This is a genomic window from Neptunitalea lumnitzerae (assembly GCF_027924185.1).
GTDB classification, from domain to species: domain Bacteria; phylum Bacteroidota; class Bacteroidia; order Flavobacteriales; family Flavobacteriaceae; genus Neptunitalea; species Neptunitalea lumnitzerae.
In genome coordinates this window covers 121,822-135,996 of record NZ_BRVO01000003.1, presented here as the reverse complement: position 1 = coordinate 135,996, position 14,175 = coordinate 121,822, and the positions used below count along the sequence as shown (strand labels likewise).

15 protein-coding genes are annotated in these 14,175 nt (G+C 34.5%); 10 read left to right on the top strand and 5 right to left on the bottom strand.

Features of this window, described 5'->3' with window-relative positions; translation table 11 throughout:
- Window positions 1-17: 17 nt before the first annotated feature.
- The 4 genes from Y10_RS12920 to Y10_RS12905 all read right to left on the bottom strand — a co-directional run bounded on the left by Y10_RS12920 (window position 18) and on the right by Y10_RS12905 (window position 4,753).
- Window positions 18-803: a hypothetical protein gene (locus tag Y10_RS12920; protein ID WP_281765825.1), complete on the bottom strand. Its 786-nt coding sequence runs from the start codon at window positions 801-803 to the stop codon at window positions 18-20.
- Window positions 804-821: 18 nt separating this feature from the next.
- Entirely contained in the window at window positions 822-1,556 is a 735-nt protein-coding gene (locus Y10_RS12915) for an MIP/aquaporin family protein (protein WP_281765824.1), read from the bottom strand.
- A 19-nt stretch (window positions 1,557-1,575) separates the two neighbouring features.
- The gene (gene glpK, locus Y10_RS12910) at window positions 1,576-3,075 is read right to left on the bottom strand and encodes a glycerol kinase GlpK (protein ID WP_281765823.1); all 1,500 of its coding nucleotides are present in this window, start codon (window positions 3,073-3,075) and stop codon (window positions 1,576-1,578) included.
- An 88-nt stretch (window positions 3,076-3,163) separates the two neighbouring features.
- On the bottom strand, window positions 3,164-4,753 hold the full coding sequence (locus Y10_RS12905) for a glycerol-3-phosphate dehydrogenase/oxidase (RefSeq protein WP_408733625.1): 1,590 nt from the start codon (window positions 4,751-4,753) through the stop codon (window positions 3,164-3,166).
- 240 nt (window positions 4,754-4,993) lie between these two features.
- On the opposite strand from Y10_RS12905, the gene Y10_RS12900 reads away from it, so the two are divergent.
- The 7 genes from Y10_RS12900 (at window position 4,994) to Y10_RS12870 (ending at window position 9,941) form a co-directional block, all read left to right on the top strand.
- Entirely contained in the window at window positions 4,994-5,767 is a 774-nt protein-coding gene (locus Y10_RS12900; RefSeq protein WP_281765821.1) for a DeoR/GlpR family DNA-binding transcription regulator, read from the top strand.
- Between the two features lie 181 nt (window positions 5,768-5,948).
- Window positions 5,949-6,437, top strand: a complete 489-nt coding sequence (locus Y10_RS12895) for a GNAT family N-acetyltransferase (RefSeq protein WP_281765820.1) — start codon at window positions 5,949-5,951, stop codon at window positions 6,435-6,437.
- A gap of 119 nt (window positions 6,438-6,556) precedes the next feature.
- A complete protein-coding gene (locus tag Y10_RS12890; RefSeq protein ID WP_281765819.1) occupies window positions 6,557-7,183 on the top strand; it encodes a carbonic anhydrase in 627 nt (208 codons plus the stop codon).
- 85 nt (window positions 7,184-7,268) lie between these two features.
- Complete coding sequence (bshA, locus tag Y10_RS12885) at window positions 7,269-8,396, top strand: N-acetyl-alpha-D-glucosaminyl L-malate synthase BshA (RefSeq protein ID WP_281765818.1); 1,128 nt, start codon at window positions 7,269-7,271, stop codon at window positions 8,394-8,396.
- On the top strand, window positions 8,359-8,811 hold the full coding sequence (locus Y10_RS12880) for a protease complex subunit PrcB family protein (protein WP_281765817.1): 453 nt from the start codon (window positions 8,359-8,361) through the stop codon (window positions 8,809-8,811). The genes bshA and Y10_RS12880 overlap by 38 nt, the downstream gene beginning before the upstream one ends.
- A 12-nt stretch (window positions 8,812-8,823) precedes the next feature.
- Window positions 8,824-9,306 (top strand): hypothetical protein, encoded by a 483-nt coding sequence (locus Y10_RS12875; protein ID WP_281765816.1) that lies wholly within the window; start codon window positions 8,824-8,826, stop codon window positions 9,304-9,306.
- Entirely contained in the window at window positions 9,303-9,941 is a 639-nt protein-coding gene (locus tag Y10_RS12870) for a SanA/YdcF family protein (protein ID WP_281765815.1), read from the top strand. Before Y10_RS12875 ends, Y10_RS12870 begins: the two co-directional genes overlap by 4 nt.
- Before the next feature lie 51 nt (window positions 9,942-9,992).
- Here Y10_RS12870 and Y10_RS12865 read toward each other — a convergent pair whose 3' ends face one another.
- Entirely contained in the window at window positions 9,993-11,747 is a 1,755-nt protein-coding gene (locus Y10_RS12865) for an alkaline phosphatase D family protein (protein ID WP_281765814.1), read from the bottom strand.
- Window positions 11,748-11,984: 237 nt separating this feature from the next.
- On the opposite strand from Y10_RS12865, the gene Y10_RS12860 reads away from it, so the two are divergent.
- The 3 genes from Y10_RS12860 to Y10_RS12850 all read left to right on the top strand — a co-directional run bounded on the left by Y10_RS12860 (window position 11,985) and on the right by Y10_RS12850 (window position 14,163).
- Window positions 11,985-12,782: an HAD-IIA family hydrolase gene (locus tag Y10_RS12860; RefSeq protein ID WP_281765813.1), complete on the top strand. Its 798-nt coding sequence runs from the start codon at window positions 11,985-11,987 to the stop codon at window positions 12,780-12,782.
- A gap of 66 nt (window positions 12,783-12,848) precedes the next feature.
- A complete protein-coding gene (locus Y10_RS12855) occupies window positions 12,849-13,523 on the top strand; it encodes a carboxypeptidase-like regulatory domain-containing protein (RefSeq protein WP_281765812.1) in 675 nt (224 codons plus the stop codon).
- A complete protein-coding gene (locus tag Y10_RS12850; protein ID WP_281765811.1) occupies window positions 13,507-14,163 on the top strand; it encodes a hypothetical protein in 657 nt (218 codons plus the stop codon). The genes Y10_RS12855 and Y10_RS12850 overlap by 17 nt, the downstream gene beginning before the upstream one ends.
- The last annotated feature ends 12 nt before the right edge of the window (window positions 14,164-14,175 follow it).

Genomic DNA, 14,175 nt, shown 5'->3' with positions numbered 1-14,175 from the left:
TACATATCAAATTAAACTTAAAACAAGTTTACGGCAACTTGCATTGCGCCATACTTTTGTAGAGGATTCCACATAGCCGTGGCAGACACAGGAATAGTAACTTTATCTAAAATGTTTAAATCTCTGTTGTAAACCAGCCCAATATTATTCAGGCTACTTTTATCTCCATAGAAATTACTGTCATCTACATCATTAGCAAAGGCAAATACGCCTCCTACAAATGCACCTAAGTTCCAGTTTTCTTTTTGTGTTAATACATAAGAAACTTCTACATAGTTAGAAAATGCATTTTTCAATTCACCATCTTCTGTAGTATAGGTGTCTCTACCTAAAACAATAGTACTCCAAGATAGTTTTAAAGGCACTTGCTTAAATTGGTACGCTAATGTTACATCTACAAAATGTGATGTTTTTCCAATATCGTAATTAAAAATTTCAGCATCTGGATAATCACTATAGTTGTTAATATCCCAAACAGCTAAAGACCATCCTCCTGTTGCATATGAAACATAGTAATCAAATTCATGGTAATCTCCATTGAAACCAGATCCGCCCCATAAACCTGCTTTAAACTTACCGTTTTTTGAGGTGTAATTTACATCACCAGCTGTCATTGGTGCATCCGTAACTCGGTACCCTCTCCAAAGGTGCATGTTCTTAATTTGTAGGTTAAAATTAAAGGGTTTATACTTTTCAGCTGATGGTTCCGGGGTTAATGAATCCGAAATCGTTTGCGCCCTGTTTTGCGAAAAAGCAAGTTGTCCGCCTAATAAAACCAGTGCTATATATATTAGTTTTTTCATGATTAAGTTCAGTTTATCCTATTTTAAATACATTGCTAACAAAGCTGCTAAAACAGCGCCAATAATAGGGCCTACCACTGGAATCCAGCTATATCCCCATCCATTATCTGTTTTACCTTTAATAGGCAAAATAGCATGCATAATTCTTGGGCCAAGGTCACGTGCTGGGTTAATAGCATATCCGGTAGTACCACCAAGTGATAAACCTATAGCCCAAACAACAAATGCCACTGGTATAGCACCTATAGATCCTAAACCTACTGGTGTAGTAGTGCCTGCATCATCTATAGAAGCTCCTGTGAAGAAAAATACACAAGTAACTAATACAAATGTTCCAACAATCTCACTAAGTAAGTTTCTAAACGGATTACTAATAGCTGGGTCTGTACAGAAAACAGCTCTTTTTAAGCCTCCATTTTCAGTAGCATCAAAATGATCTTTATAAATCATATATACAAAAGTGGCTCCTATCATAGCACCAATAAATTCAGCTGCTAAGTAAGTTGGTACATCTGCCCAATCAAAGCTTCCTGCAACAGCTAAACCAATGGTTACTGCTGGGTTTAAGTGGGCACCACTGTAGGGGCCTGCAACTACAACCCCTACGAATACGGCTAATGCCCATGCGGTGGTGATGGTCATCCAACCACCACCGTTTCCTTTTGTTTTATTTAATATATCATTGGCTACTATTCCTCCTCCCAAAAGAATAAGTAGCGCAGTTCCTAATATCTCTGCAATAAATGGTGTCATTTTTTCCTAAAAGATTAAATTAATTTTCTTCGTTACTCCAGGCTTGTAGTGCATTAACAGCACGGTACCATCCTTTAATACCTTCTTCAATGTTTTCTCTCTCTTGAGTAGGTTGAAATTTCACATCTTCTTCCCAGATTTCTTGAATTTCTTCCATGCTATCCCAATATCCTACAGCTAAACCAGCTAAATAAGCTGCACCAAGTGCAGTGGTTTCAGTAACTTTAGGTCTAATAGTAGTGGTGTTTAATACATCCGATTGGAATTGCATCAACATATCGTTTACGGTAGCACCACCGTCAACACGAAGCTCTTTAATATCTATTTCAGAATCGGCATGCATAGCCTTTAAAATATCCATAGTTTGGTAGGCAATAGCTTCTAAAGAGGCTCTTGCAATGTGTGCATCGGTAGTACCTCTGGTAATACCAAAAATAGTACCTCTAGAATTTTGGTTCCAATAAGGAGCTCCTAAACCTGCAAAAGCTGGGATAAAGTATACACCATCTGTTGTTTCTACAGAACCTGCTAATTTTTCTACATCACCAGATTTTACAATAATTCCTAGTCCGTCTCTTAACCATTGTACAACAGCACCACCAATAAAAATACTACCCTCTAAGCAGTATTCTGTTTTACCGTTAATACGCCAAGCAACAGAAGTAAGTAAGTTGTTTTTAGAAATAATAGGTTTTTCTCCAATGTTCATTAACATGAAACATCCTGTACCATAGGTGTTTTTAACCATACCTTTTTTAGTACACATCTGACCGAATAAAGCAGCCATTTGGTCACCGGCAATACCAGCAATAGGAATTTTAGATGCGAATACGGTAGTTTTGGTATACCCATATACTTCACTAGAGTCTTTTACTTCTGGTAAAATACTTCTCGGGATATCAAAGAACTCTAATAATTCGTCATCCCAATCCATAGTATGGATGTTAAACAATAACGTTCTACAAGCATTGGTAACATCGGTAACATGTAATTCACCTTTGGTGAAATTCCAAATTAACCAAGTATCCATGGTACCCATCATAAGGTCTCCAGCTGCAGCTTTTTCTCTTGCGCCTTCTACGTTGTCAAGAATCCATTTTACTTTTGTTCCGGAAAAATAAGAATCGATTACTAAACCAGTTTTTTGTTGAATAAAATCTGCTTTACCTGCAGCTTTTAATTCATCACAATATTTAGCTGTTCTTTTATCTTGCCAAACTATTGCGTTGTAGATAGGTTTCCCAGTATTTTTGTCCCATACCACTACGGTTTCACGTTGGTTTGTAATACCTATAGCAGCAATGTTAGTACCATTTAAGCCTTTTTTGGTGGTAGCTTCGGCAGCTACACCTGCTTGAGTAGACCAGATCTCTAATGGATCATGCTCTACCCAGCCTGGTTTAGGGAAATATTGAGTGAACTCTTTTTGTGCAATGGAGAAAATCTCTCCTTTTTTGTTGAAAAGAATAGCTCGGGAACTCGTAGTTCCTTGGTCTAGAGCTAATATATACTCTTTCATAATAACATTAAATTGATTATAGGCGGCATCAGCTGATATAGCTTTAAATTAGGCCTATCTGGTTAAACAAATTATATAATTGGGTAATCTAGCTAGCGTGTTTTAAAGAATAGTTTTTAGCAATTTTGATAAAATCTGTTATTTGCTGTTGTTTCCATTCTTCTGTTTGTCCTAGTTCTGTTTTTAAAATTTCAGCAACTTCAGGGGTCATTTCTATAGCTGCATCAGCATTTAAGAATAAAGCTCTTACTCTTCTTGCTAATACATCTTCTACAGTTCTGGCAAGCTCATATCTTACAGCCCAAACCACTTCTGCTTTCAAGTAAGGTAATTGTGGGTGTAATTGAGTGCCTAATTCTGGGTTGCTGTCAATTAGTTTTTTAATTTCAGCTTGGTCTGTACCATAAATATATAGGTGGTTAGACCAATCGGAAGTTTGAGTTGAACCGTGAATAGGTAAGTCAGCTGTTTTACAAGCTTTCTTAGGTAATAGATTAAGTTCTATTACTTTATCTACCGTATCTTGAGCCATACGTCTAAAAGTAGTCCATTTACCACCAGTAATGGTTACTAATTTAGAGTCTGAAACAATTATTTTGTGACTTCTTGAAATTTCTTTTGTTTTCTCAGAATCATCTTTTGGTGCCGCTAATGGACGTAAACCTGCAAATATGCTTAATACGTCATTTCTAGAAACATCTTTCGTTAAGTAATGATTAGCAGTTCTTAAGATAAATTCAATTTCTTCTTCCAACGCTGTAGGCTCTAAGCTGTGCTCGTCTAGTAACGTATCGGTAGTACCTACAACTACTTTATCATGCCATGGCACTAAGAACAATACTCTACCATCATCTGTTTTTGGTATCATAATAGCATCATTTCCTGGTAAGAAAGATTTATCTAATACCAAGTGAACACCTTGACTAGGGCGTACTAAGTTCTTAGCCGTAGGATTATCCATTTTCAGAATATCATCTGTAAAGATACCTGTAGCATTTACAATAGCTTTAGCGTTAATAGCGTATTCTTTTCCAGTTTCATTATCTTTCGCTACAACACCATTTACATTTCCAGAGCCATCTTTGGTTACATTAACCACTTTAAAATGATTAAGTACGGTAGCGCCTTGTTCTATACAAGTTTGTGCTACGTTAACCGCTAATCTTGAATCGTCAAATTGACCATCATGATATACAACACCACCTTTAAGTTTCCCTGGTTTTACCGTACTAATACGGTTAAGAGTTTCTTTTTTTCCTATATGTACAGATTTCCCCAAGCTTAATTTACCAGCCAAGAAATCATATACTTTTAAACCAACAGTGTAGAAAAAACCATCCCACCAGCTGTAGTTAGGAATTATAAATGTTTGGTCTTTTGCCAAATGCGCCGCATTTTTAAGCAATAACCCTCTTTCGTACAATGCTTCTCTAACAAGGTCTACGTTACCTTGAGCTAAGTACCTAACACCTCCGTGAACCAATTTTGTACTTCTACTGGATGTGCCTTTTGCAAAGTCCTCCATTTCTAAAAGTAACGTTTTGTATCCTCTAGTTACACTATCAAGAGCAACGCCAAGCCCAGTTGCTCCACCTCCAATGATTACAACATCCCAGTTAGAATCGGTTTCTAATGCTTTTGTTAAGGATGCTCTATTATATGTTTCCACTTTTGAAATGTTTTTTTATGTTTCATTTGGTTTCAAATGTAGTTATAGAAATTAATATTTCAAAATATTTTTATAAATAAATAACATATTATGAAAAATTTTATGGTATTTTTGACATTATAATAATCATGTGAATTGTGTGAAAACCTTGTAAATGCTGAGTTTAACATGTTTTAAGTGATTTTTAACAACATTTTAGTTTCGTTATGTTTCGTTTAATAATTGTGATGCTAACTTTAATATATTTGTATGAATTTAGTAAGTATGAAAAGACATCAGTCTATTTTAAATAAGCTAGAAGAGCAAAAATATGTAGAGGTTGCAGAGCTTTGTAAAGAACTTAATGTTTCGGCTGTAACCATTCGTAAAGATTTAAAATTTCTAGAAGAGAAAGGATTACTTCATAGAACTCATGGAGGAGCTTCATTTGAAAATCCTTACATCAATGATAGATCAGTAAACGAAAAAGAAAAGATTCGTGTTGATGAAAAATCAAATATAGCTCTAGAGGCTGCAAGTAGAATTACCGAAAATGATTCTATTTTAATAGCTTCTGGTACTACTGTACAAGCTTTGGCTAGGGCAATTGATGTAACCGAAAAATTAACGGTTATTACAGCATCATTAAACGTAGCACTAGAGCTGATACGTTTTAAACATGTAGATGTTTTACAATTATGTGGTTATGTAAGGCATAGTTCTTCATCGGTGGTGGGTAACCAAGCAGCGTCTATTTTAGAGAATGTTTCATGTAGTAAACTTTATTTAGGGGTAGATGGTATAGACTTAGAGTATGGTTTAAGCACCACGCATTTAGAAGAAGCGCAGCTAAATAGAAAAATGATAGAGGCTGCTGAGCGTACCATTGTATTAGCTGATTCTTCTAAATTTGGTAAAAAGAGCTTTGGCCGTATTTGTAGTTTAGATGATATTGATGAGATTATTACCGATAGTGGAATTAATAAGGCTTTAATACCTCGATTAGAAGAAAGAGGGGTTGTAGTAACCATAGTTGCTAAGTAAATGAAGCCCTTTAAAGTTATAATAGTATTTATTGTTTTAGCAATTGCTACAGTTGTTGCGTTACGCGAATTTGGTTTGTATTTTGTTTTTTCAATACCAGTATTAATAATACTGTTTATAATTATTTCTCAAATTGTCAGAAAGAAGTCTTCATAAATTTTTTCCAGAATTAAAAAGTGAAATGTTTACGCTTAAAAAGATTGAGCGTAAAGATGTGTTATATGTATTTTCAGGATTATCTAATCCAGATATTATAAAATATTACGGTATTTCTTTTGATACACTTGAAGCTACACAAGAGCAAATGATTTGGTATGATGATTTGCTAATAAATGATACCGGTATTTGGTGGAAAATAGTTTCTAAAGATAACTGTTTTGTTGGGGCATGTGGGTTTAACGATATGACCAAAGAAAAAGCCGAAATTGGATTTTGGATTTTACCTGATTTTTGGAAACAGGGCTATGCTTTTGCTGCAGTATCTTTAATAGTTGCTTTTGCTTTTGAAACATTACGTTTAAATCAATTAGAGGCTTTTGTAGATAGCAGAAACCGTGCTTGTTTACAATTATTATCTAAATTGGGTTTTAAGCATATAAAAACCTATAAAAATTATGAGGATACCGATGGTAGTTTAATTGATTTAGAGCTTCATGTTAAAGTAGCATAACCTTTAATAAATTTCTGTTTTTAACTTACTTTTAATAGTTCTGTAGGAGTTATCGTAATGCCTATCCCGTAAATATTTTTTAGTTTTGGAATTAATTTTATTCTAAAAAACTAAAAACCGTGGATATTAAAAGCATTTTTGATAATAATAAGAAGTGGGTAGCTGAAAAATTAGAATTAGATCCTAACTTTTTTAATGAGCTTGCAAAAGGGCAAAGCCCTCAAATTTTGTATATAGGTTGTTCTGATAGTAGAGTTACAGCAGAAGAACTTATGGGAATTTCTTCTGGAGAAGCTTTTGTGCATAGAAATATTGCAAACATGGTACCAAATACCGATTTAAATGCGATGTCTGTTATTAATTATGCGGTATCTCACTTAAAAGTAAATCATGTAGTTGTTTGCGGGCATTACAATTGTGGAGGTGTTAAAGCGGCTATGCAATCGGAAGATTTAGGATTATTAAATCCATGGTTACGAAATATTAGAGATGTATACAGATTACATAAAGATGAGCTGAATGCTATTGAAGATGAAGATGCTAAATACAACCGTTTAGTAGAGTTAAATGTTCAGGAGCAATGTGTGAATGTATTAAAAACTGCAGATGTACAAAAGGCTGTTAAAGAGAGAGATATTACAGTTCATGGTTGGGTTTTTGATCTTCATACAGGTAAACTTATAGATCTTAAGATAGATTTTGAAAAAATACTTGAAGAGATTAGAGAAATTTATCGTTTAGACTAATACACAGAAAATAGCCTTAAAAGGGCTATTTTTACTTTATAACAATTATAAATCTTTTCTTTGTAAAAAGAGAAGTCATAAGTACATGAAAATAGGTATTGTTTGTTACCCTACTTTTGGTGGTAGTGGGGTGGTAGCTACAGAGCTAGGTATGGCGCTTTCTAAAAGAGGTCATGAGGTTCATTTTATAACATATAAGCAACCAGTGAGGTTGGCACTTTTAGGAAAAAACATTCATTTTCATGAGGTGCACGTACCAAAGTATCCACTGTTTCATTATCAACCTTATGAGCTGGCACTGTCTAGTAAATTGGTAGATATGGTGAAATTACATGAAATTGAAATATTGCATGTTCATTATGCAATACCACATGCTTATGCAGGGTATATGGCTAAGAAAATGTTGCAAGAAGAAGGTATAACGTTGCCAATGGTAACTACCCTTCATGGTACCGATATTACCTTGGTAGGAAATCATCCGTTTTACAAGCCAGCAGTTACTTTTAGTATTAACAAGTCGGATATAGTAACCTCTGTATCAGAAAGTTTGAAGGCAGATACCTTGCGTTTGTTTGATATTACTACTGATATTCAAGTAGTGCCTAACTTTATAGAAACCAAAGAAACAGCAACTACCTATACCGATTGCCAACGTAGTATGATGGCAGGTGAAGATGAGCGCATTGTAACACATGTTAGTAATTTTAGAAAAGTAAAGCGTATTACCGATGTTATTAAAATTTTCTATAAAATTCAGCAAAAGTTACCCGCTAAATTAATGATGGTTGGTGAAGGGCCAGAGAAAGAAAAGGCAGAGTATTTATGTGAAGAATTAGGAATACAGAATAAAGTAATGTTTTTAGGTAACAGTACTGAGATTGACCGTATTTTGTGTTTTTCAGATTTATTTTTATTGCCTTCTGAAACCGAAAGTTTTGGTTTAGCCGCGCTTGAAGCAATGGTAAATAGAACACCTGTTGTATCTAGTAATACTGGTGGTATACCCGAAGTTAACAAACAAGGGGTTTCTGGTTTTTTAAGTGATGTTGGTAATGTAGATGAGATGGCGGAAAATGCCCTTAAAATTTTGACAGATATTGAAACTTTAAATACCTTTAAAGAAGGAGCTAGAAAAGAAGCTGAAAAATTTGATATTAAACATATTGTACCTTTATATGAAGCCATTTACGAACAAGCTTTTAAGCTCGCTTAGTATTGTGTGCTTGTACTTTGTTTGTACAAGTTTTGTAAACACTGCTAGTGTTAATTTTGAAACCTTACTTCAGAGTTCTGTGGGCGGGCCACAAACTGCTGAAATTATTGTAGCAAAAGAGCCTGGTATTGTAAATGAATTTTTTAAGAAAGTAAATAGTACTTCTGGTTCTCATTTGGCTGCTCCTAAAATAGACTATAGTAAAGAGATGCTATTTGTTATTTGTATGGGGGAAAAGCAGTCGGGCGGATACCAAATAGATGTAAGTACTATAGAAGAAACGGCTAATACCATAACTGTGTTTGTTAAAGAAACTACACCAGAAGAAGGTGCTATTGTTACTACTATGATAACAAATCCTTTTACAGTAGTAAAGTTAAAAACCAGCAATAAGCGAATTATTTTTAGAAAGTAATATAAGTTTCTAGTGAGCTATCATAAAGGAAATTTTTTTAAGCATACCTATTGTGTTTTTAAGGAGGTAAATTTAGAAGATTTTCCTTTTAAAGATGAAGTACCTCATTTTACTAGTAAATCTGGTAGTTCTTATTATTACACTAAAGATGGCGTGTACAGGGTGGCTAACCATTGGGGTAGAGCTGCAAATTGTAGATGGCGCTTAGTGGCTTCCAACAATGATAATGATAGAAGTGATAGAATATATATAGGCTACGCAAATTGGACTATGTTTTACCGTGATAGTGAAGTAGAAAAGCTTTATTGTATTGCTAGAGAGGGGGAAATAATAGGGTTTAAGCATAAGGATGAACCAGGTGTTGAAGGAAGAATTTTTCGTAATGCTTCAGAAACTCAAAAGGTTATTAGAAAGATAAAAGCTATCATGGGGAGGGCTAAGTATTTAGATGAAACTGAGATGAATTTACAAATTGATAAGTTGATTTTTATATGACCTTTAAAAAGATAGTAACATTATTTGCAGTTGTAGTAGTAGTTTTAGTGGTAGCTATATTTATTGTTAATAGTATGGTGGTAAACAAAACAAAGCAATTTGTATATAGTACTACAGAAACAATACCATACAATAAAGTGGGACTATTGCTGGGTACGGGTAAATATCTTTCCAATGGTAATATCAACTTGTATTATCAATATAGAATTGATGCTGCTTTTGAACTTTATAAAAGTGGTAAAATTTCAAATATTTTAATTAGTGGAGATAACGGTACTGATGATTATAATGAGCCGTTGGAAATGAAGAATGATCTGATTGCGCTAGGTGTGCCCGAAGATCATATATTTTTAGACTATGCGGGTTTTAGAACTTTAGACTCTGTAGTAAGATGTAAAAATATTTTTGGACAAGAAAGTATCACCGTAATATCTCAGCAGTTTCATAATGAACGGGCTATTTACTTAGCTAATGCTAACCAAATAGAAGCGGTAGGGTATAATGCAAAAGATGTAGAGGTAAGCTACGGATTAAAAACACAAGTGAGAGAAAAACTTGCCCGATGCAAAATGATGCTCGATTTAATGTTTGGTAAAAAACCTAAATATGGTGGAGATACCATTGAAATACCATAAAATACAAAACCTCCTTGAATAGGAGGTTTTATATTTTTTAGCAGTTAAATTTTATCCGTTATAGGAAACGGTATGAGCTACAGAAGCTGTATATACTTCTGAATTTACATTGTCTACAAATGTATATTGTGCTGTAGCATCTCCAGCGGTAAATGTAATTTTTACAAATCCACGCCTAGAAGCATCTACATACGATAAATCATCTATCAATGTGGTAATGGCTTGTTCAAAACTTGAGATGGCACTACCACCTGCTAAACCTAAATAGCTTTCAAATCCTGGAGAACTAACAGAAGTGGTTGCAAATTCTTGAGCTACCTGCACATTTTCACCATTGGTGTTAGTTCTGGTTAGTGCACTTGCCCAAGAGTTGTGTGTGTCACCAGCAAGGCAAACTACATTCTTGTTTTCAAATGCGTTTAATAAAATTTCACGCTCATACGGGTATCCATCCCAAGCATCTAAGTTATAAGGTGCAACGGTTTCAATCCTTGCCGTTTCTTCAGCAGTTAAAGGTAAACCGTTTAGTTGCATATACTTTAAGGTTACCAATTCTGTCATAGTATTGGTAAATGTAGCAAAGGTAGCATCAGAAACACTTCCGGTTGTTTCTAGCTCTATTAGTAAGGTATTCATGGATAGTAATAATTCCATAGGAATTAACATTTTACCCATTAATACTTGCTGACCAATAACTTGCCATTGTGCGCTGTTACTTGCTACTTCACTAAGTAACCAATTTCTTTGCTCGGTGCCTAGCATAGTTCTGTTAGTATCATACAAAGCTGTTTGAAATGCTACTGCATCAATACTACCATCGGTATTTAAGTAGTCAAAATAGCTAAGTTGTTTATCTCTTCCTATTACGCGTGTATCTAGCATAATCAGGTTAATAAGATTGCCTATATTAAAGCTTCTATAAATTTTGGTAGCATCTTCTGTTCTTACAGGTACAAACTCACTATAAGCCTGGATAGCGGCAGCTTTTCTAGCCTCAAAACTACCTTCGTCAGATTGATGGTTTTCAGCTCCGTCTTTATAGGTATCGTTACTTACTTCATGGTCGTCCCATACACAAATAAAAGGTTTCTTTTGGTGAGCATGTTGCAAGTTGCTGTCAGATCGGTATTGTTTATAGCGGGTTCTATAATCTTCTAAATCTAGAATTTCAGTAGTTGGGTTATGTGTTCTTCCTAGTGCTGCGGTGTATTCATTTGTTCCATATTCATTTTCGCCATACTCATATATATAATCTCCTAAATGCACAATCACATCGGCATCAGAATTTGCCATTTCCTTGTATACATTAAATAATCCTGCTGGGTAATTAGAACACGAACAAATAGCAATGGTGACTTCAGATGCATTTTCAGGAAAGGTAAGTGTTTCTCCAACTGGCGATACAGTTTCCTCTTCTAATTGTATAAAACGATAATATAGTTTTTGGTTGGCGTCAAGGTCTTGAACTTCTACAGCAACTGTATAATCTCTTTCTGCAGTGGTAGTTACTTCACCAGAACGGATAACATTTTCAAAAGCTTCATCAGAAGCTACTTGCCATGTAATAACCACATTTGCTGCGTTAGAGGAATAGCGTGTCCAGATGATTACCTGAGATGCGGTAGGGTCAAAGCTAGCAACACCATAATCAAAATTAGTTAAAGCAAGGTTATCTGGTATGTTATCAGAGGGTACAGTATCATCATCATTTTTACAACTTATAAAATTAGATGCAAGTATAATACCACCAGTAGCAAGTAAAGATTGGTAGATGAAATTTCTTCTAGAGTTGTTTTTTTGGCTCATGTTGTATTTGGTTTTTGATAGGGGGTAAGATAAAATTCAAGTATTAGTTGAATATTTTTACTGGCTTAGGTTAGTGTTAAAAATTACTACCAATGTTAGAAAATAGTTACAATACAAGTAGTTTGTTTTAGTGAGAAGACGATGTTTATAAAAGAATATAGATTTTCTTAAACAAAGGAGGTAAGTTTGCCCAATAGTTAAAATTTATTAGTAATTTCGAATTTAAAATTAACTAGCATGAGAAAAGGGTTTTTAATAGATATGGACGGTGTTATTTATGGAAATAATACACTAATTCCGGGAGCAGACAAGTTTATTGCGCAACTTCAGGAAAAGGAAATTCCATTTTCATTTATGACCAATAATAGTCAGCGCACACCATTAGATGCTGTAAATAAGTGTGCAAGATTGGGAATTCATATAAAAGAAGAAAACGTGTATACCAGTGCTATGGCAACATCTTGGTTTTTATCTTTTATGAACCCTAATGGAACAGCCTATGTTTTAGGGGAAGGTGGCCTTATAACCAGTTTATTACAGCAGGGGTATGTGATGGTAAATCAAGATCCTGATTTTGTGGTAGTAGGTGAGGGACGTAACTTTACTTTAGAAATGGTGAATACCGCTGTAGGAATGATTTTAAATGGAGCTAAGTTGATTGCTACCAATTTAGATCCGTCTCCGAAAGTAAAAGGATGGGATAGTTTAGGAATTAAAGCTATTGTTAAAATGATAGAAGAAGCTTCTGGTAAGCATGCTTTTTCTGTAGGTAAACCAAGCCCTGTAATGATGCGTGCCGCTAGAAAGCATTTAGGCTTAGAAGCACGTGAAACTATTATTATTGGTGATACCATGGATACTGACATTCTTGGCGGGGTACAATTAGGGTATAAAACGATTTTAACATTATCAGGTGTTACCAGAAAGGAAGACCTGGATAACTATGCTTTTAAACCTAATAAAATTGTAAATTCTTTAGCAGAACTTGACTTAGACGAAGCGCTAGCTTTGTTAGATGTTCAAGATAAATATTAAAATAACAGTAAAGAGAAGCAACCTTTACGTCTAAAATGTATCTTGTAAAAAAGTTTACTCTTTATTATGAGATCAAAAAATTATCTGGTGGGATTGCTTCTCTTTGCATTCACTTTTCTTTCTTGCGAGTTTGAGCTCGAGAATAACAAACGTATTTATTTTACAGGAACGGTAGTTGATGGGCAGGGAAACCCTGTGCCAAATGTTGCAGTTGAATACAAAGAACGAGATTATGTACTTGGTTATGGTGTAACTGATGCTGCTGGCGACTACGCATTTTACGGAATGAATGGTAGTGACGCAGATTTTACGCTTCAAGTAAATGATATGAATGCTTTTTACAATGCTGATTATGTAGAGAGCGTTATGGATATTGAAAATCGTGATACTTCTAACGATGCTCATATTCAACAAGATTTTACCATCCGTAAACGTGTTTTTTTACGTGTTGATGTTGTGAAAACTTCTTCTACTACAGATACTATTCATTGGAGATTAGAATACCCACAGCCTATTTGTTTTACAGAGTTTGACGATACTATTTTAGTAACAGCTAATTGCTACAATGTAGTATTTTCTGAGTTTATTGCTTTGTCTCAAGAGTTTCCAGATGCATTTCAACGTGTAGAGACAGTCTTAGGAGAAACAGCTGTTCTTATATATGAGTTTGAGGATGGGGTAGAGCATCAAATACAAATAACACTTGACCAAGAAAATATAAATTATGAATTTGAATATTAAAAGTTTACTAGTAAGTTTTGTGCTTATTATTGGATTAGTTTATTTAGGTAATGCTCAGACAGACACCAATTCTAAGACAGGGGCAGGAACTGACACAAAAAAATATGGGGGTATATACGTAGGGTATGTGTACCCAGGTAAATTTGGTACTGATAATGGCTATAGTGCCGGTCTAGAATATAAAGGGGGATTTTCTTTAAAATATTATACCAATCTTTGGGGAATAGGTGGTAATTGGGATCGTTTTTTATTGGGGTTTGAATATAACTTGATAAAGGCAGAAGTAACTAATAAATCCCTAATGGGTAACTATAATAAAACAAATAGTACCAATCTTAGAATGCTTACAGGGTACGGACTTTCACTTGGTAATAGTATTGATTTTACTCCGCAGTTAGGCTTAGGGTATGTTGCTTATAGGTCTAATTATAAAGATGTAGATAATTTTGTTGACAGAGGAGCTAGCTTTTCAATAGCACCAGAAGTTACGGTTAAAGTTAGCAAGCTTATCGGTATTTATGCTTCTCCTGAATTACGTTATGAGTTAATGACGGTTAAAGCAGCAAAATCAGCTGATATAAACTATCATAAAAATATGTTGTTTAATGTAACTTTTGGAGTTGCTATAATGCTTAACTAATTTATAAATAGA

Coding starts and splice junctions, on each gene's coding strand:
- Y10_RS12850 (WP_281765811.1), top strand. CDS start 13,507: ATGAATTTGAATATTAAAAGTTTACTAGTAAGTTTTGTGCTTATTATT.
- Y10_RS12900 (WP_281765821.1), top strand. CDS start 4,994: ATGAATTTAGTAAGTATGAAAAGACATCAGTCTATTTTAAATAAGCTA.
- Y10_RS12860 (WP_281765813.1), top strand. CDS start 11,985: ATGAGAAAAGGGTTTTTAATAGATATGGACGGTGTTATTTATGGAAAT.
- Y10_RS12895 (WP_281765820.1), top strand. CDS start 5,949: ATGTTTACGCTTAAAAAGATTGAGCGTAAAGATGTGTTATATGTATTT.
- Y10_RS12865 (WP_281765814.1), bottom strand. CDS start 11,747: ATGAGCCAAAAAAACAACTCTAGAAGAAATTTCATCTACCAATCTTTA.
- Y10_RS12870 (WP_281765815.1), top strand. CDS start 9,303: ATGACCTTTAAAAAGATAGTAACATTATTTGCAGTTGTAGTAGTAGTT.
- Y10_RS12915 (WP_281765824.1), bottom strand. CDS start 1,556: ATGACACCATTTATTGCAGAGATATTAGGAACTGCGCTACTTATTCTT.
- bshA (WP_281765818.1), top strand. CDS start 7,269: ATGAAAATAGGTATTGTTTGTTACCCTACTTTTGGTGGTAGTGGGGTG.
- glpK (WP_281765823.1), bottom strand. CDS start 3,075: ATGAAAGAGTATATATTAGCTCTAGACCAAGGAACTACGAGTTCCCGA.
- Y10_RS12855 (WP_281765812.1), top strand. CDS start 12,849: ATGAGATCAAAAAATTATCTGGTGGGATTGCTTCTCTTTGCATTCACT.
- Y10_RS12920 (WP_281765825.1), bottom strand. CDS start 803: ATGAAAAAACTAATATATATAGCACTGGTTTTATTAGGCGGACAACTT.
- Y10_RS12880 (WP_281765817.1), top strand. CDS start 8,359: ATGAAGCCATTTACGAACAAGCTTTTAAGCTCGCTTAGTATTGTGTGC.